This window comes from Micrococcus sp. TA1 (genome assembly GCF_014199555.1).
In the GTDB taxonomy this organism is placed as follows: Bacteria; Actinomycetota; Actinomycetes; order Actinomycetales; family Micrococcaceae; genus Citricoccus.
The window spans coordinates 1-17,400 of record NZ_JACHNW010000006.1 but is presented as its reverse complement, the minus strand read 5'-3'; the positions used below and the strand labels follow the sequence as shown (position 1 = coordinate 17,400).

The 17,400-nt window shown below is 72.7% G+C and carries 12 protein-coding genes, 1 pseudogene and 2 riboswitches; of the genes and pseudogenes, 10 read left to right on the top strand and 3 right to left on the bottom strand.

Annotated features, from left to right (window positions below):
* The first annotated feature begins 81 nt into the window (after window positions 1-81).
* The 9 genes from GGQ69_RS15445 to GGQ69_RS15405 all read left to right on the top strand — a co-directional run bounded on the left by GGQ69_RS15445 (window position 82) and on the right by GGQ69_RS15405 (window position 13,701).
* Window positions 82-1,326: an acyl-CoA dehydrogenase family protein gene (locus GGQ69_RS15445; RefSeq protein WP_183530163.1), complete on the top strand. Its 1,245-nt coding sequence runs from the start codon at window positions 82-84 to the stop codon at window positions 1,324-1,326.
* Window positions 1,327-1,339: 13 nt separating this feature from the next.
* Window positions 1,340-3,028, top strand: a complete 1,689-nt coding sequence (locus GGQ69_RS15440; RefSeq protein WP_255459796.1) for an AMP-binding protein — start codon at window positions 1,340-1,342, stop codon at window positions 3,026-3,028.
* Between the two features lie 220 nt (window positions 3,029-3,248).
* A riboswitch (SAM riboswitch) is annotated at window positions 3,249-3,364 on the top strand.
* Window positions 3,365-3,458: 94 nt separating this feature from the next.
* Window positions 3,459-4,871, top strand: coding sequence for an acyl-CoA dehydrogenase (locus tag GGQ69_RS15435; RefSeq protein ID WP_183530161.1), 1,413 nt, complete (start codon window positions 3,459-3,461; stop codon window positions 4,869-4,871).
* The gene (locus GGQ69_RS15430) at window positions 4,868-6,163 is read left to right on the top strand and encodes an acyl-CoA dehydrogenase family protein (protein ID WP_255459795.1); all 1,296 of its coding nucleotides are present in this window, start codon (window positions 4,868-4,870) and stop codon (window positions 6,161-6,163) included. The genes GGQ69_RS15435 and GGQ69_RS15430 overlap by 4 nt, the downstream gene beginning before the upstream one ends.
* A gap of 209 nt (window positions 6,164-6,372) precedes the next feature.
* Window positions 6,373-6,487: riboswitch (SAM riboswitch) on the top strand.
* Window positions 6,488-6,571: 84 nt separating this feature from the next.
* A complete protein-coding gene (locus GGQ69_RS15425) occupies window positions 6,572-7,954 on the top strand; it encodes an LLM class flavin-dependent oxidoreductase (protein WP_183530159.1) in 1,383 nt (460 codons plus the stop codon).
* A 49-nt stretch (window positions 7,955-8,003) separates the two neighbouring features.
* Window positions 8,004-9,842, top strand: a complete 1,839-nt coding sequence (locus tag GGQ69_RS15420; RefSeq protein WP_183530157.1) for an ABC transporter substrate-binding protein — start codon at window positions 8,004-8,006, stop codon at window positions 9,840-9,842.
* A gap of 123 nt (window positions 9,843-9,965) precedes the next feature.
* The gene (locus GGQ69_RS15415) at window positions 9,966-10,955 is read left to right on the top strand and encodes an ABC transporter permease (RefSeq protein WP_298042743.1); all 990 of its coding nucleotides are present in this window, start codon (window positions 9,966-9,968) and stop codon (window positions 10,953-10,955) included.
* Window positions 10,952-11,878, top strand: coding sequence for an ABC transporter permease (locus tag GGQ69_RS15410; RefSeq protein ID WP_183530155.1), 927 nt, complete (start codon window positions 10,952-10,954; stop codon window positions 11,876-11,878). The genes GGQ69_RS15415 and GGQ69_RS15410 overlap by 4 nt, the downstream gene beginning before the upstream one ends.
* Complete coding sequence (locus tag GGQ69_RS15405) at window positions 11,875-13,701, top strand: ABC transporter ATP-binding protein (protein ID WP_183530153.1); 1,827 nt, start codon at window positions 11,875-11,877, stop codon at window positions 13,699-13,701. Before GGQ69_RS15410 ends, GGQ69_RS15405 begins: the two co-directional genes overlap by 4 nt.
* Before the next feature lie 66 nt (window positions 13,702-13,767).
* On the opposite strand, the gene tgt is transcribed toward GGQ69_RS15405, so the two are convergent.
* Window positions 13,768-15,081 (bottom strand): tRNA guanosine(34) transglycosylase Tgt, encoded by a 1,314-nt coding sequence (gene tgt, locus GGQ69_RS15400; protein ID WP_183530196.1) that lies wholly within the window; start codon window positions 15,079-15,081, stop codon window positions 13,768-13,770.
* Between the two features lie 128 nt (window positions 15,082-15,209).
* Here tgt and GGQ69_RS15395 point away from each other — a divergent pair, with 128 nt between their 5' ends.
* Window positions 15,210-16,310 carry an FUSC family protein gene (locus tag GGQ69_RS15395; RefSeq protein ID WP_183530151.1) on the top strand — a complete coding sequence of 367 codons (1,101 nt, stop codon included), beginning with the start codon at window positions 15,210-15,212 and terminating at the stop codon, window positions 16,308-16,310.
* 1 nt (window position 16,311) lies between these two features.
* On the opposite strand, the gene GGQ69_RS15390 is transcribed toward GGQ69_RS15395, so the two are convergent.
* A complete protein-coding gene (locus GGQ69_RS15390; RefSeq protein ID WP_183530149.1) occupies window positions 16,312-17,304 on the bottom strand; it encodes a DUF6707 family protein in 993 nt (330 codons plus the stop codon).
* Window positions 17,305-17,307: 3 nt separating this feature from the next.
* Window positions 17,308-17,400: pseudogene (locus GGQ69_RS15385) on the bottom strand (DUF4916 domain-containing protein); the annotation flags it as partial.

Below are 17,400 nucleotides of genomic sequence, written 5' to 3'. Positions count from 1 at the left end.
CATGATACCGCGTCTCTTGACATGAGACTGGGTGTCATCGGATAGTGGTGGGCGTCACCCTGAACGTCTCCGGAGGCCCCCATGACCACCCAGTCCGACGTGTCGGCACCCACCGATCGCCCGCAGCTTCCCACCGCGGAGCCCGACTACGACGTCAGCGCGGCGCTGGACACCGACGCCTACGCGGTCTTCGCCGACCTGCCGGACGAGGAACTGGCGCTCTGGCGCCGGGCCCGCCAGTTCGTCACCCCCCAGGTGCTGCAGCAGATGCACCGGGCGTGGGACCTGGCGCAGTACCCGCTGGACCTGGTCGGGCAGATGGGCCGGATGGACCTGCTGCGCGACGGCGTGGCGGTGGAGGGGCTGCCGGAGGTCTCCCGGGTGGCCGCGGGCCTGGCCACCATGGAGCTCTCGCGCGGGGACGGCTCCCTGGCCACGGTCGTGGCCGTGCAGGGCGGGCTGGCCATGCGTTCCATCGAACTGTGCGGCTCCGAGGAGCAGAAGCAGCGGTACCTGACGCCCCTGGCCCGTGGCGAGCTGCTCGGCTCCTTCGCGCTGACCGAGCCCACGCACGGCTCCGACGCCGTCGGCCTGGAGACCACGGCCACGCCCACCGCCGGCGGCTGGCTGCTCAACGGCCACAAGAAGTGGATCGGCAACGGTGCCAGCGGAGGCATCACCGTGGTGTGGGCCCGCTCCACCGAGGACGAGAAGGTCCGCGGCTTCATCGTCCCGCAGGAGTCCGAGGGGTACCGGGCCGGTGTCATCGAGGGCAAGATCGCCCTGCGCGCCATCCACCAGGCGGACATCACCCTCGACGGGGTGTTCGTCCCCGAGGACCACGTGATGCCGGACGCGACCTCCTTCCGCGACACCTCCCGCGTGCTGTTCTCCACCCGCGTGGGCGTGGCCTGGTCCGCCGTCGGCCAGGCCCTGGGCTGCTTCGAGGGCGCCCTGCAGTACGTGCAGCAGCGCCGGCAGTTCGGCCGCCCGCTCGCCGCCTCCCAGATCGTCCAGGAGCGCCTGGCCCGGATGCTCTCCCAGCTCACCCAGGTCCAGCTGCTCGTGCTGCGGGCCGCGCAGCTGGAGGACCGCGGCACCCTCACCGGGCCCCAGGCGTCCCTGGCCAAGTACTCCGCCACCCGGGCCGCACGGTCCATCGCCCAGGACGCCCGGGACCTGCTGGGGGGCAACGGCATCCTCATCCGCCACGAGGTCGGCCGGCACTTCGCCGACATCGAGGCCCTGCACACCTACGAGGGCACCGAGACCGTCCAGGCCCTGATCATCGGCCGCGACCTGACCGGCGTCTCCGCCTTCGCCTGAGAGGATCACCTCCATGACACAGCCCGCCATGACGCAGCATCCGCCCCAGGCCCAGCCCGGGCCCGCACCGGCCGCCCCGGCAGACGTCCACGCCGCCTCCACCGAACCCCTCACGCCCCTGGGATTCCTGGGCCGGGCCGCCGCCGTGTTCCCGGACCGCGAGGCCGTGGTCTACGGGGCCCGCCGCTCCACGTACCGCGAGTTCGCCGCGGAGGTCCAGCAGCTGGCCCGGGCCGTGCGGGCACGGATCCAGCCGGGTGAGACGGTCACGGTGATCGCCCCGAACATCCCGGCCATGCTCATGGCGCACTTCGCCGTGCCCCTGGCCGGGGGCGTGCTCAGCCCGCTCAACCCGCGGCTGACCGCCCGGGAGCTGGCCTACATCCTGGAGCACTCCGAGGCCCGGGTCGTGTTCGCGGACGGTGACGTCGTGGCCACGGTGCGCGACGTCGTCGGGAACCTCCCGCAGGCCCCCCTGGTGGTCGAGATCGTGGACACCGACGCCGGGCACGCCGGCCCGGTGGACCCCGACGCCGGCTCGCTCACCTACGAGGACTTCCTCGCCCAGGGGTCGGCCGGCCCCGAACTGCCCTGGCGGGTGGCGGACGAGCAGGCACCGATCACCCTGAACTACACCTCCGGCACCACCGGACCGCCCAAGGGCGCGCTCTACACCCACCGCGGCGCGTACCTGGCGGCCGAGGGCGCGGTGTTCCACAACGGCTACACCGGGGCCACGCGCTACCTGTGGACCCTGCCGATGTTCCACTGCAACGGCTGGTGCACCCCGTGGGCCGTGACGTCCGCGGCGGGCACCCACGTCTGTCTGCGGGCCGTGCGGCAGGACGCCATCTGGGACGCGTTCGACCACGAGGGCATCACCCACCTGTGCGGGGCGCCGATCGTGTGCGCCATGATCCACGAGTCCGAGCGCGCCCGCCCCCTGGACCGGGAACTGCGGATGACCACCGCGGGGGCCGCACCGCCGCCGTCGGTCATCGAGGCGCTGGAGTCGCTGAACATCACCCCCGTGCACGTCTACGGGCTGACCGAGGTCTACGGTCCGTTCACCATCTGCGAGCCGCAGCCGGCGTGGGCGCGGTTGCCCGCCGCCGAGCGGGCACGGCTGATGGCCCGGCAGGGCGTGCCCATGGTGCACGCCGGGGAGGTGGCCGTCATGGACGCGGACCTGAACCGGGTGCCCGCCGACGGCGAGACCCTCGGCGAGGTGGTGCTGCGCGGCAACGGCGTGATGAAGGAGTACTTCAAGAATCCCGAGGCCACCGCGGAGGCCTTCCGGGGCGGCTGGTACCACACCGGTGACCTGGGGGTGATGTACCCGGACGGCTACATCCAGCTGATGGACCGGGCCAAGGACATCATCATCTCCGGCGGGGAGAACATCTCCTCCATCGAGGTGGAGGGCGTGCTGCACGCCCACCCGAAGGTCTCCGACGTGGCCGTGGTGGGTGTCCAGGACGACCGGTGGGGTGAGCGCCCGGTGGCGTTCGTGGTGACCGAGGCCGGTGCGCAGGTCACCGCCGACGAGTTGCGGGCCCACTGCCGGCAGGGCCTGGCCGGGTTCAAGGTCCCGGACCGGGTCGAGTTCGTGCAGGAGCTGCCGCGCACCGCCACCGGCAAGATCCGCAAGAACACCCTGCGGGCGCTGCAGGACGGGGACGGCGCCCCGGCGGCGGGCTGAGCCCACCGAGGGGCGGTGGACCGCCCGCACCGGGGGGCGTGCCCCACCCCGTGACGAGGATGCCGTGCCGGCGACGTCACCCGGTGCCGATGTCCTGATGGCGTCATCGGGCGTCATCCGCGGGGTGCGCGAGCGGGACGGGCGGGCTATGTGACCCGCGGTGGCGAAACATGACCCCGACGGTTGGCCCGGCGCAGGCCGCCGCCTACGGTGGCTGCAGAATCACGAGATCCGGTGTCAAGCCCTGGCTGGCCGGACGGCAACCCTCTCTTCCGTAGTGGGGTGCTCCAGGTGATGATTCGGCCCGTACGCGACCGCTGCGGGCAAGTACGGCACCACCTCGGGGGACACCACGCGCGGCCGCGGGCCGGGCATCCCCCGCGCGGCCCGCACGGGCCCCGGGTGCCACGGATGACCGAAAGGCTCCCTCGTGACCCACACCGCCACCCCGCAGGACACCCCAGTCCCCGGTGACGCCCCCCGGGCCGGACTGCCCCGCTTCGAGGAGCTCAGGGCCGCCACCGCCGGGACACCGCCCACGGACGCGCAGCTCAGCGAGCACTTCGCCCCCGTCTTCCGGCTCATCGCCGAAGGGGCCCACCAGCGCGAGCAGGACCACGAACTGGCCTTCGCCGCGATCGAGCACCTGCGCGGCTCGGGATTCACCCGGGTCCGCCTCGCCCGCGACCGCGGCGGGATCGGGGCCAGCCTTCCCCAGCTCACCGGCCTGCTGGTGGACCTGGCCGCCGCGGACTCGAACCTGCCGCAGGCCCTGCACGGGCACTTCATGTTCACCGAGCAGCACCAGAACGAGTCCCAGGGAGCAGTGTCGGAGTGGTGGCTCGCCGAGGTGGCCGCGGGGAGGATCTTCGGCAACGCCCTCGTCGAGTTGCCGCCCTCCGCGGGCAGGCGTCCCGTGCGCTGGGTCGACGTGGACCCGGACACCGCCCAGGCGGCCGCGGCGGTCGGGGACACCGAGATCGCGGAGATCACGGGGGACAAGTTCTACTCCACCGGGGCCGTCTTCGCCGACTACCTGCTGGTGACGGCCACCCGGCCCGGCCGCGAGGACGAGGGACCGATCTTCGCCATCGTGGACGCGAGGGACCGGGGCGTGACGCGCACCGATGACTGGAACGGCTTCGGACAGCGACTCACCGCCTCCGGCACCACCACCTTCGACGACGTCCCCGTGCGTGCGCACCGGACCCAGGAGTTCAACGTCCCCACCGGTGTGCTGGCCTATGCGGTGCTGTGGGTCGTGCTGGCCGCCACGCAGGCCGGCATCGGCGTGGCCGCGCTGTCCTCGATCACGGACTTCGTGCGCGCTCGCCGGCGCACCTACGACCACGCCACCGCCGAGACCCCTGCCGAGGACCCGCTGGTCCACCAGGTCATCGGCTCCGTCTCCGCCAAGGTCTCCGCCGCCCGGCACATCGTGACCGGTGCCGCCGCCGTCGTCGAGGACTCCTACCGGAGCGTGCGCGGCCACCTGGACCTCGAGGACCCGGTGGTGCTGGACGCCCACACCCGCGCCAACGTCGCCCTGTCCGAGGCCACCGTCGTGGTCTCGGAGCTGATCCTCGAGGCCACGAACCAGATCTTCGAGTCCGGTGGCGCCTCCGCCACGGACGCCTCGCGGCACCTGCACCGGCACTGGCTGAACGCCCGCACCGTCGCCAGCCACACCCCGCTGATCTACCGCACCCAGGCGGTCGGGGACCACCGGATCAACGGCACCGTCCCGCCGTTCCACTCCACCGCCCGCAACTCCGACCCGCGGGCCGGCGCCACGGCCGCCGGCGCGGGAGCGCCCACCGCATCCACCACCGAAGGAGCATGATGACCACGACATCCGAACGACGCGCCCCGCTCGCCGGTTCCCCGGCCACGGCAGGGACACCCGGCCGGCCCGCGGACCACCCCGCCGACCGGTCCGCAGCGCGGTTCGTGCAGGTCCGCGAGCGCCTGGACCCGGTCTTCCGGTCCATCGCATCGAGCGCGGCCGCGCGGGAGGCGGACCGGATCATCGACCGCGACGCCGTGCGCCGCCTCGCCGAGGCCGGCTTCACCTCGTTGCGCGTGCCGGTGGAGTACGGCGGCGCCGGCCTGAGCTTCGCCCAGTCCGCGGAGCTGATCGTCGAGCTCGCCGCCGCGGACTCCAACCTGACCCAGGCGCTGCGTGCCCACCTGATCAACCAGGAGAACGTGCTGGGCCACCCGGACGCGGCCTTCCGGGACCGCTGGCTGCGCCGTCTGGGCGCGGGGGCCGTCGTCGGGAACGCCATCACCGAGGTCAACAACGCGGTGGGGGAGGGGACCACCCGGCTGGTGCAGGACGCCGAGGGCACCTGGCGGCTCAACGGCACCAAGTACTACTCGACCGGGTCCCTGTACGCGGACTGGATCATCGTGGCGGCGGTCGACGCCCGCGGTGAGGAGATCGCCGCGACCGTGCCCGCGGACGCCCCCGGTGTCCGGCTCCTGGACGACTGGGACGGGTTCGGCCAGCAGCTCACGGCCTCGGGGACCACGGTGTTCGACAACACCCCGGTCGACCCGGAGGAGGTCTACACCTCCGGCCTGGACGACGGCACCCGCGTGGCCACCGGCCAGGCGTCCTGGCAGTTCCTGCACCTGGCGACCCTGACGGGCATCGCCGAGGCGATCGTGCGTGACGCCGGGGACTACGTACGCGGCCGGCGCCGGTCCTTCAGTCACGGGGTGACCGAACTGCCCCGTGACGACGCCCAGGTGCTGCAGGTGGTCGGTGAGCTCTCCTCGGCGGCCTTCGCCTCCCGCGTGGCGCTCGACGCGGTGGTCGCCGCCCTGGGAGGAATCCTCGAACGCGAGGCCGGGGGCGAGGTGCTGCCGGAGGAGGACGTCAACGCCCTGTACGTCCGCGTCTACCAGGCCCAGCAGGTGATCGCGAAGAACGTGCTGGCCGCCGCGACCCAGCTGTTCGAGGTGGGCGGGGCCTCGGCCACGAGCCAGTCGAGGCGCCTGGACCGGCACTGGCGCAACGCGCGCGTGCTGGCCAGCCACAATCCGCTCATCTACCGCGCGCGGATCATCGGCGAGTGGGAGGTCAACGCCACCCCGCCGTCGCGGTCCTACCGCATCGGTTCCGCCTGACCCACGGTCCTGGCCTGCGCCACCGGCCCCCGTCGTGCACCGCACGGCGGGGGCCTTCGCGTGCCCGGCCCGCGCAGATGTCGCCGTATGTCCCCCCGGCGTCATGGAAGGACCCGGTGGCCCTCGCCCCGGCCGGGGATGACGGGACGTTAACCGGTGCCGGCGGATCCCTTGGCGGGACCGGCGCCGGGGTCTACGCTCGGTAACGGAATCACGAGATCCGGCCATAAGCCCTGGCTGACCGGACAGCAACCCTCTCGCTGTAGTGGGGTGCTCCAGGTGATGATTCGGCCGGCACGCACCCGTGACCGGCAAGTACGGCACCCCGCCCGGTGCATCGAGGCCGCCTGCGCGCGCCCCGGTGCGTTCCGGGCATCCCCGGAGTGCCACCGACCGGGAAGAGACACCATGGCCCCCATCGCCCGCACGCCCCTGCACTTCAACGCTTTCGTCATGAACACCACCAGTCACATCCACCACGGCCAGTGGCGTCGCCCCGACGCCGGGCAGGCCGAGTTCACCGACGTCCGCACCTGGATCGACCTGGCCCGCACCCTCGAGGCCGCGAGGTTCGACGCCATGTTCTTCGCGGACGTCGTCGGCCACTACGGCGACGCCGACGCCGACTACTCCGTGTACGTCAACGAGGGCCTGCAGATCCCCTCCAACGACCCGACCGTGCTGCTCGGCGCGCTGGCCGTGGTGACCGAGCACCTGGGCCTGGCCACCACCTCCAACGTCTTCCAGTCCCACCCGTTCCAGTTCGCCCGCCAGCTCTCCACGCTCGACCACATCTCGAACGGCCGGATCGCCTGGAACATCGTCACCGGGACCCAGGACAACGGTTCACGCAACTTCGGCCTGCCACGGCTGACCGACCACGCCGAGCGCTACGCCTGGGCCGAGGAGTACGTGGACGTCGCCTACAAGCTCTGGGAGGGCTCGTGGGACGAGGGAGCGGTCGTCAAGGATCGGCAGGGCTCCCGGTACTCGGACCCGGCGAAGGTCCACAAGATCCACCACGAGGGCCGGCGCTACTCGGTGGAGGGCCCGCACCTGCCCTCACCGTCCCCGCAGCGGACACCGCTGCTGTACCAGGCGGGATCCTCCGCCTCCGGCCGGGACTTCGCCGCCCGCAACGCCGAGGCCGTGTTCCTCATCGCGGCGACCCCGGACATCGCCCGCCAGCAGATCGAGGACACCCGCCGCCGCGCCGTCGAGGCCGGCCGGGCACCGGAGGACATCAAGTTCTTCCAGGGCCTGAGCTTCGTCATCGGCGAGACGGAGCAGCAGGCCCGGCGCACGCTGGCCGAGTACGAGGAGTACGCCTCCGTGGAGGGCTACCTGGCCCACGCCGCCCTGGTCGACCCGGACGGCCGTGTCTACCCTCCCGAGACCCCGTTGAAAGACCTGGAGACCAACACCCAGAAGGGCTTCTCCGAGTGGACCTCCAAGGCCATCACGGACCGCGAGCCCGTGGTCGCCGACGTCGCCTGGCGCAGCCACCGCAACAACCGCCTGGTGGGCACCCCCGAGCAGATCGCGGACCGGCTCCAGGACTGGCAGGACGCCGGCGTGGACGGCATCAATGTCATCAACTGGGTGATCCCCGGTTCCTTCGAGGAGTTCGCGGACCAGGTCCTGCCCGTGCTGCGCGAGCGCGGCCTGGCGCAGTCCGAGTACGCGCCGGGCACCCTGCGCCAGAAGCTCTTCGGCCGGGACCGCCTGCCCCAGACGCACCCGGCCGCCCGGTACCGGGGCGCCTTCGCCACCGTGCCGACCGGGGCCTGAGCCCCACCACCCACTTCTGCCTGCGCTGGATCACGGCGAAAGGAACCCCATGAGCACCCCACCTTCCCCGAGCGCGCCCGGACTCCGGACGACGCCCCGCACCCCTCGACTCCCCGGGCCCCGGACCACCGGGCTCGCCGTCCTGACCGCGGCCACGCTGGTCCTGAGCGCCTGCTCCGCAGGTCCCGGCACCGGTCGCGGCGCCGGAACGGATCCCGACGCCGGCCCGGACCAGGCGGCGCTGACCGGCGCCGCCGGTGCCGGGCCGGTCCAGGGCGGCGTGATCGAGTACGGCCACCTCCAGGAGCCCAACTGCATCTTCGGCGGCTGGATCCAGGAGAACTTCACCGCCCGCCAGGTCCTGGACAACCTGGTGTCCCACACCGAGGACGGCTCGGTGGTCCCCTGGATCGCCACCGGCTGGGAGGTGTCGGAGGACGGCCGGGCCTGGACGCTGCGGCTGCGCGAGGACGTGACCTTCACGGACGGCACCGCCCTGGACGCCGAGGCCGTGGCCTACAACTTCGATTACTGGCTGGACGGCGGCAACGGCACCGCCGCCGCCCACCTCGGCGGGTTCTACGACCACTCGGAGGTGCTGGACGAGCACACCGTCCGGATCCACCTGTCCGCCCCGTTCTCCCCGTTCCTGTCCACCATCTCCCAGTCCTACTTCGGCCTGCAGTCACCCACGGCCCTGCAGTCCCGCACCGATGAGGAGAACTGCACCGAGCCCATCGGCTCCGGGCCGTTCACCGTCAAGGACTGGAAGCGCGGGGAGTACATCGAGTTCGAGCGCAATGACGACTACGACTGGGCGCCGCAGAACGCCCGGCACCGGGGCCCGGCCCACGTGGCGGGCATCCGGTGGAACATCGTCCCGGACAACACGTCCCGGTACGGTTCGCTGCTGTCCGGGGAGATGGATGCGATCGGCGAGGTGCCGGCCGTGAACATCGCCCAGGCCCGCGAGGACTACGACTTCACGCAGTACATCACCCCGGGCCGGCCCGTGGTGATGAGCCTGAACACGCAGCGGGGCATCTTCACGGACCAGCAGGTCCGCCAGGCCCTGAGCTTCGCCACGGACCGGGAGGCCAACGTGGCCTCGGCCTTCCTCGGCACCGTCCCCTTCGAGCCCAGCGGCTACCTCTCCCAGACCACCCCGGACTACGACGAGGACGCCGCCGCCGAGTACCCGTTCGACCTGCACCGGGCCAACGAGCTGCTGGACCAGGCCGGCTGGACCGGCCGGGACCCCGACGGGACCCGGACGAAGGACGGCCGACGCCTGCAGGCGCTCGTGGTCTACGGCCTGAACAGCATCATCACCCCGGACGGCAACACCGTGATCCAGAACTTCCAGGAGCAGGCACGGGCCGCAGGCTTCGACCTGGTGCTGCGCCCGGGCACGCCGTCCGAGTTCTTCGGGGGTGCGTTCTCCACCCCGGAGAGCTATGACGCCCAGGTGGGGTACTGGACGAGCCCGCACGCCGGGATCCTGAACATCAACTACCGCCCCTCCACCGAGGAGGCGCCGAACGGGGCCAACACCACGTTCCTGGACGAGTCCCGGGTGTTCGCGACCATCCAGTCCGCGCTGCAGGCCCCCACGCCCGAGGAGGTCACGGAGCGGTTCTCCCAGGCCCAGCACGAACTCAGCGAACTGGCCCCGGCGATCGGCCTGTACACCCAGACCAACACGCTGGCCGTGGGCGGGGACGTCACGGGTCTCTGGCTCGACCCCGCCCAGGGCGGCCCGGTGTTCCACGACGCCCATTTCACCTCCCAGGACGCCCGGGACGCCTCCGGCACCCTCACCCCGGACACCGCAGACATCCCGGACACCGCAGACAGTGCGGACGCCCCGGTCGAGAACGAGGACTGACCCATGTCCCTGAGCACCCGACACCCCAGCCCGTCACCCACCGTCCCACCGCCGGTGCACCCGGCATCAGCCCCCGTATCGCACCCCGCCTCACCCCCCGCCTCGTCCCCCGCTGCGGACCCGGTGGCAGCACGGGACCGCCCGCCCCGCGGCAACCGGCCGTCACCGGCCGCGGTGGCCCTCGCCGTCGGCCGCAAGGCCCTCGGGGCCGTGTTCGTCGTGTGGGCGGCGGCCACCATCACGTTCCTCATCCAGGTCCTGCTGCCCGGTGACCGCGCCACCCTGTTGCTGAACCAGCAGACCGGCCAGGTCCAGGAGCGCACCCCGGAGGAGCTCGCGCCGATCAACGAGGCGTTCGGGTTCGACGATCCGCTGATCGTGCAGTACCTGGACTTCCTGGGCGGCCTGCTGCGCGGCGACCTGGGGATCTCCTACACCCTCTACCAGCCCGTCACCACCGTGATCGGCGACCAGATCGCGCCCACCGTGGTGCTGACCTTCACGGCCCTGGCCATCGCCTGGGTGATCGCCGTGGTGCTCCTGGTGCTCACCGCCCGGCGCACCCCCTGGGTCTCGAGGATCTTCTCCGGCCTGGAGTCCGCGGCGGCGGCGCTGCCGCAGTACTGGCTCGGCATCATCCTGCTGGTGGTCTTCGCCCTGTGGCTCGGGATCTTCCCCGTGGTCTCGGGCAGCGGCGCGGCCGGCCTGGTGCTTCCGGCCCTGACGCTCGGCATCCCGCTGGCCGGCTTCCTCGCCCAGGTGATGCGCACCGAGTTCGAACGCACCCTGGACGCCCCCTTCGTCCTCACCGCCCGCGCCCGGGGCATGTCCGACGGGGGCGTGAGACTGCGCCACGTGCTGCGCCACTCCCTGCTGCCGGGCCTGAGCCTGACCGGGTGGGCGGTCGGGGCCCAGTTCTCCGCGGCCGTGATCGCCGAGAACGTCTTCGCCCGCCCCGGCCTCGGCCGGGTCCTCGTCACCGCGGTCAACGGCCGCGACCTCCCGGTGGTGTGCGGCGTGGTGATGCTCGTGGCCGTGATCTACGTGATCACCAACCTCGTGGTGGACACCGCCTACATCCTCGTCGACCCCCGCCTGAAGGAGGCAGCATGAGCACCACGCCCCTGACCCCCGCACCTGCCGGCCGGGTGTCCGTCCCCGGTGGCCCGGCATCGCCCACCCCGGGTCCCGGCACCGCGGACCGCACCGCCCGCGCCTCCGCGTCCTGGCGCCGCGTGCCGGCCACCGTCTGGATCGCCGGCGCGTTCGCGATGCTGCTGGTGATCGCCTCGTTCGCCCCCGGGCTGCTGGCGACCGCGGACCCCCGGGCCATCGACCTGGACGCCCCGCTGGCCCCGCCGGGGCCGGACCACTGGTTCGGCACGGACCAGTCCGGCCGGGACCTCTACTCGCGGATCGTCCACGGCACCGGGTCCTCCCTGCTGATCGGCCTGGGCGCCACCGGCGTGGGGGTGGGGCTGGCCGTGGTCCTCGGGTCCTGGGCCGCGCTCGGTGGCCGCTGGGCGGACGCGATCATCGGCCGCGGCATCGAGGTGCTGTTCGCCTTCCCGATCCTGCTGCTGGCCATGGTGTTCATCGCCGTCTACGGGCCGTCGGTGCAGACCCTCATCCTGGCCGTCGGCCTGGGCATCGCCCCCGGTTACGCCCGGATGGTCCGCGCCCAGGTGATGTCGGTGCGCCGCTCCGGTTACGTCCAGGCCGCCCGCGCGCTGGGCCACCACCCGGCGAGGATCCTCACCCGGCACGTGCTGCCCAACGCGCTGCGCCCGCTGCTGGCGGTGCTGACGCTGGGCATCGGCCAGTCCATCGTCTGGGCCTCCGGCCTGGCGTTCCTCGGCTTCGGCGTGGCCCCGCCGTCGCCGGAGTGGGGTGCCCTGCTGGAAGCCGGGCGCCCCTACATCACCGCCGCCTGGTGGCTGGAGATCATCCCGGGACTTGCCGTCCTGGCCGCCGCCCTGACCGCCACCGTCCTGGGCCGCCACGTGGAGTCCACCCTCGAAGGAGACCGCTCATGAACGCCCTGATCGACACCGTCATCCCCGCCCTGGCCCCCGCAGGATCCGTCCGGTCCACCACCGGCCCGGGCGCCCCCGCCACCTCAGGACCTCCCGCCACCGCGGTCGCACCCGCCGGCACCGGCGCCCTGGCCGTCCTGGAGGACCTCAACGTCTGGTTCACCGACGCCCTCGGCCGTCGCCGCCACGTGGTCCACGACCTCTCCGTGGACATCCGTCCCGGCGAGTGCGTGGCGGTCATCGGTGAGTCCGGGTCCGGCAAGTCGGTGACCGCCCGCACGCTGATCGGCCTGACCGGCCCGAACGCCCACGTGGAGGCCACCACCGCCACCCTCTTCGGCCGGGACGTGCTCACGCTGCAGGACGGGGACTGGAAGTCCATCCGCGGCCGGGACGTGGGCTTCATCCTCCAGGATGCGCTGGTCTCCCTGGACCCGCTGCGCACGGTGGGCGCCGAGATCGGGGAGTCCCTGCGCCTGCACGGGGTCCGGGGCCGTGCCGAGCGTTCCGCCCGGGTGGAGCAGCTGCTGGCCGAGGTCGGCGTTCCGGAGCCGCGGCTGCGGGCCGGTCAGCGTCCCGACCAGCTCTCCGGGGGCCTGCGCCAGCGGGCGCTGATCGCCTCGGCCATCGCCAACCATCCCGCGCTCGTGGTGGCCGACGAGCCGACCACCGCCCTCGACGTCACCGTCCAGGCCCAGGTGCTCGACGTCCTGGCCCAGCGCAAGGACCAGGGCACCGCGATCCTGCTGATCAGCCACGACTTCTCCGTGGTCGGCCGGCTGGCCGACCGGGTGCTCGTCATGCAGGGCGGCCGGATCGTCGAGTCGGGCACGGCGGCGGAGGTGCTGGCGGACCCGCAGCACCCCTACACCCGCCAGCTGCTGGACGCCGTGCCCTCCGGCCACACCAAGGGCGAGTACCTCACCGAGGCCGGCCGGGGTCGGGCCGCGGAGCGGCCCGGGGGGACGGTGCCGGCCGGCACGCGGAGGGCCGAGGCGGGGCCTCCCGCCGTGCTCACCGCGCGCGGGCTGACCAAGTCCTACCGGGGGCCGGACGGGAGGGACCGGGCCGTGGTCCGGGACGTCTCCTTCGACGTGCGGGCCGGGCAGACCCTGGGCATCGTGGGGGAGTCCGGGTCCGGCAAGTCCACCACGGCCTCCATGGCCCTGGGCTTCGTGGCCCCGGACGCCGGCACCGTGCTGCTGGAGGGGGCGCCGTGGAGCGAGCTGTCCGTCGCGGGGCGCCGGCCGCGGCGCCGGGAGGTCACCGTGGTCTACCAGGACCCGTTGAGCTCCTTCGACCCGCGCTGGACCGGCCGGCGGATCCTCACCGACGCCCTCGACGCCGGCTCGGCCCCCGGGCCGTTCGCCTCGGGCCGGGCACGGCGGGCCCACCGGGCGGAGCTGGCCGAGCGGGCCGACCACTGGGCGCGACTGGTGGGCCTGGCCCCCGAGCACCTCGCCAAGCACCCGCTGCGGCTGTCCGGGGGCCAGCGGCAGCGGTTGGCCATCGCCCGGGCGCTGGCACCGGAACCGCGGGTCGTGGTGCTGGACGAGGCCGTCTCCGCCCTGGACGTCTCCGTCCAGGCCCAGGTGCTGGACCTGCTCACCGAACTGCAGGAGACCCTCGGCACCACCTACCTGTTCATCTCCCACGACCTGGGCGTCATCCACCACATGAGCGACGAGATCCTGGTGATGAAGGACGGCGAGGCGGTGGAACACGGACCGGCCGACGAGGTCTTCGGTGCCCCGCGCCACCCGTACACCCGGGAGCTGCTGGAGTCCCTCGAGCAGCTGTCCACGCACGTGGCGTCCCGCTAGGGCGGCACCGCGGCCACCCCGGTGACACGTTCCCGCGCTCCCGGACCCGGTGGGCGCGGGAACGTGTCACAGCGATGAGGGGGCCCGCCGGGACGAGGCGTAGTACCGTCCGAGCACCTCGTCCTTCAGGTCCCAGAACGTCCCGTCCTGGATGGCGGCGCGCATCCGGTCCACCAGGCGGACGGTGAACCGCTCGTTGTGGAGGGAGATCAGCGTGTGGGACACCATCTCCTTGGCCTTGATCAGGTGGTGGATGTAGGCCCGGGTGTAGTGCGCGCAGGTGTAGCAGTCGCAGCCCTCCTCCAGGGGGGAGAAGTCCCGCTTGTAGCGCGCACCGGGCAGGTTGAAGCGGCCCTCGGCGGTGTAGAACGCGCCGGTGCGGGCCACGCGGGTGGGGGAGACGCAGTCGAAGGTGTCCGCCCCGTTCTCCACCGCCGTGAACAGGTCGTCCGGCTCGGAGATCCCCAGCAGGTGCCGCGGCTTGTCCTCGGGCAGTTCCTCCACGCACCAGCCCACGATCGTGCCGAGGTTCTCCTTCTCCAGCGCCCCGCCGATCCCGTAGCCGTCGAAGCCGTGTGAGGTGACCCCGCCGTCGTCGGGGAACTCCGTGGTCATGGCGGCCAGGTCCCGGCAGGCCTTGCGCCGCAGGTCCTCGTACTGGGCGCCCTGGATGACCCCGAACAGGGCCTGGTAGGGCTTCGCCGCGCGCTCGCCGGTCAGGCGGGCGTGCTCGTCCAGGCAGCGCTGGGCCCAGCGGCGGGTGCGCTCCAGCGCCTCCTCCTGGTAACCGCGCGAGTTGTGCAGCGTGGTCAGCTCGTCGAAGGCGAACATGATGTCCGCGCCCAGCTGGTGCTGGATGCCCACCGAGACCTCGGGGGTGAACCGGTGCCGGTCCCCGTTCAGGTGGGACTTGAACCAGACCCCGTCCTCGTCCACGTTGGCCAGCCGCTCCTTGCCGGGGGCCACCGCGTCGTCCGCCCCCTGCCCGGACGGTGCGGCCGGTCCCTTCATGTCGATCACCTTCTTGAACCCCGAGCCCAGGCTCATCACCTGGAAGCCGCCGGAGTCCGTGAAGGTGGGCCCGGACCAGTTCATGAACGCCCCCAGGCCGCCGGCCTCGTCGAGGATGTCCGGGCCGGGCTGCAGGTACAGGTGGTAGGCGTTGGCCAGCAGCGCCTGGGCGCCGATCTCGCCCATCGCCTCCGGCAGGACGGCCTTGACGGTGGCCTGCGTGGCCACGGGGATGAACGCGGGGGTCTGGATCAGCCCGTGCGGGGTGGTGATGGTCCCGGTGCGCCCGGCCATCGCGGTCCCGTCCGGACCGGTCAGCCGGCTCCCGACGACGAAGCCGGCGTCCCGCGGCGAGGCCGGGGCCGGCATGTCACCGGCCTCACGGTCACGGGTCTGGTGGGTCACTTCAGGGCGGGAGTCAACGGTTTCAGGCACGTCCTCCATGGTATGTATCAGTCAGGAGCCATCAGGACCATCACGGGAGAGGGGAGGCGTGCATGCGGATGTCGGACCTCAACCCGGTCCCGTCGCTGTTCACCATCGCGCCGGCGAACAAGGACCACGAGGTCGGGATCCGCTGCGGCATCACGGTGCTGGTCCCGCTGCTGGTGCTGCTGCTGATGGACCGGATCGACCTGGCGATCTTCGCCTCCTTCGGGGCGTTCACCGGCATCTACGGCCGCAACACCACGCACGGGGTCCGGTTGCACATGCAGTTGCGGGCCGGACTGTTGATGATCGCGGTCATCCTGGCGGCCACCCTGGCCGGACGCAGCGGCGTCTCCGAGTCCGAGAGCCCCTGGGCGCTGGTCGGCCTGACCACCGTGGTGGCCGGCCTCTGCACGGTGGTCGCCGGGTACTGGAGGCTGCGCCCGGCGGGCTCGCTGTTCCACATCTTCGCCTTCGCCGCCGTGGCCTCGGTGCCCTACCAGCCCCCGCTCGGCGAGGCGATGCTGACCGCGGTGGCCGTGGTGGCGTGGGCCGTGGTGGTGGGCCTGGGCTCGCGCGTCCTGCCGTCCCGCCGGCAGCCGATCACCTGGACCCCCCGGGACCGGTCCACCTCGGACGAGCACCGGATCATCTGGCTCGAGGCCCTGTGGTACGCGATCGCCGCCGGGACCGCGGGTTCCCTGGCCACGGCGCTGGGGCCCGCGCTGGGCATCGAGCACAACTACTGGGCCATGGTCGCCGCCGTCGTCCCGCTGGCCGGGCACTCCACCCGGTACCGCGTCAACCGCGGCCTGCAGCGGGTCATCGGCACCTTCCTCGGGCTGATCCTGATGGCCGGGATCCTCTGGCTCCGGCCGGAGCCCTGGCTGATGATCCTCATCATCGCCCTCTTCCAGACCCTGGCCGAGCTCTACATCGCCCGGCAGTACGTGCTGGCCCAGGTGGTGGTCACCCCGCTGGCGCTGCTGTCCACCGTCCTGGTCACGGTGGGCACCGGTTCACCGGTCGACGGCCCCGCGCTGCTGAGGGACCGGTTCATCGAGACCGTCATCGGCGCGGCCGTCGGCGTGGCCTGCGTGCTCTACCCCTGGGCCTGGCGCAAGTGGGTCCGGCACGACGCCGACCCGGCCACCGAGGCCCGCGACTGAGTCAGGCCTCGGGGCCGGCCGCCGCCTGCCGGTCCGCGAGCTCGCGGAGGGCCTGGACCTCGAGCCGGACCAGGCGGTCCAGCTCCTCGCCGGTGTAGGTCTCGGAGCCCCCGCGGGCCCGCAGGTAGAACAGCGTGGAGAGGCGGGACTCGCGCCACCCGCGCTCTGCCGCGAGGTCCCCGGCGCTCTCGGCGCGCAGGATCTCCCGGTCGTAGAGGTTCGGCTCGTTGAGCTGGCGCTGGCGGAACTCCGCCTGCCGCTGGGCGCGGATGGGGTCCGGCTCGGCCTCGTCGGGCTCGCGCAACCGCGCCCCGGTCGCCTCGGCCTCGGCCCGCTCGCCGCGGTGGTGGTGGATGTTCGCGGCCAGCGCCAGGGCCGACTCGATCGACTTCCACCGGCCCATCGCCCCGTCGAAGGGCAGCGAGGTCAGCAGCGTGGTCGCCTGCAGCGCGCCGTCGGAGTCGTCCAGGTCCACGAAGAGGTACCGGGCCATGGTGTCGATGTCCTCGAGCTGGGCACCCGAGCGCATGTTGATCCCGCGCGAGAGCTTGGCGGCCAGGGCCAGCAGGCGCTGGTCGTCGGGGTGGCGCTGGGCGATCTCCACCACGACGGACTCCGGGGACCCCGCCTGGACGGGGGCCAGGTCCGCCGCGGTGTCCAGTGCCGGGGCGGGCCGGTGGGTGCGCACCCTGATGGTGGAGCCGAAGGCGATCCGGACCTGCCGCTCGTCCGCCAGGGTGGCGATGACGAGGGCGGGGGTGCCGAAGTCGTCCCGGGTGATGCGGGTCTGCGTCACGGGGGCGGAGGGCTCACCCCTGCGGGTCAGGAACCGGTCACCGGGCTGGACCTGCTGGGCCTTGACGGAGCGCAGGTAGTCCCCGCCGATGTCGTGCCGGGACCGCGGGGAGGAGACGGGGCGCGCGGGGGAGGACGCGGCGGAGGCGGGCGAGGCGGCGGAGCCGGCGCCCGGGCCGGCCGTGTTCGGTGCGGACATGGGTCAGCGCCCCCAGCCCACGTGGGCCAGCGCCTGGCGCACCAGGTTGCCACGGCCGCCGATGAACTCGGCCTGGATCGCGTCGCTCAGCGCCTC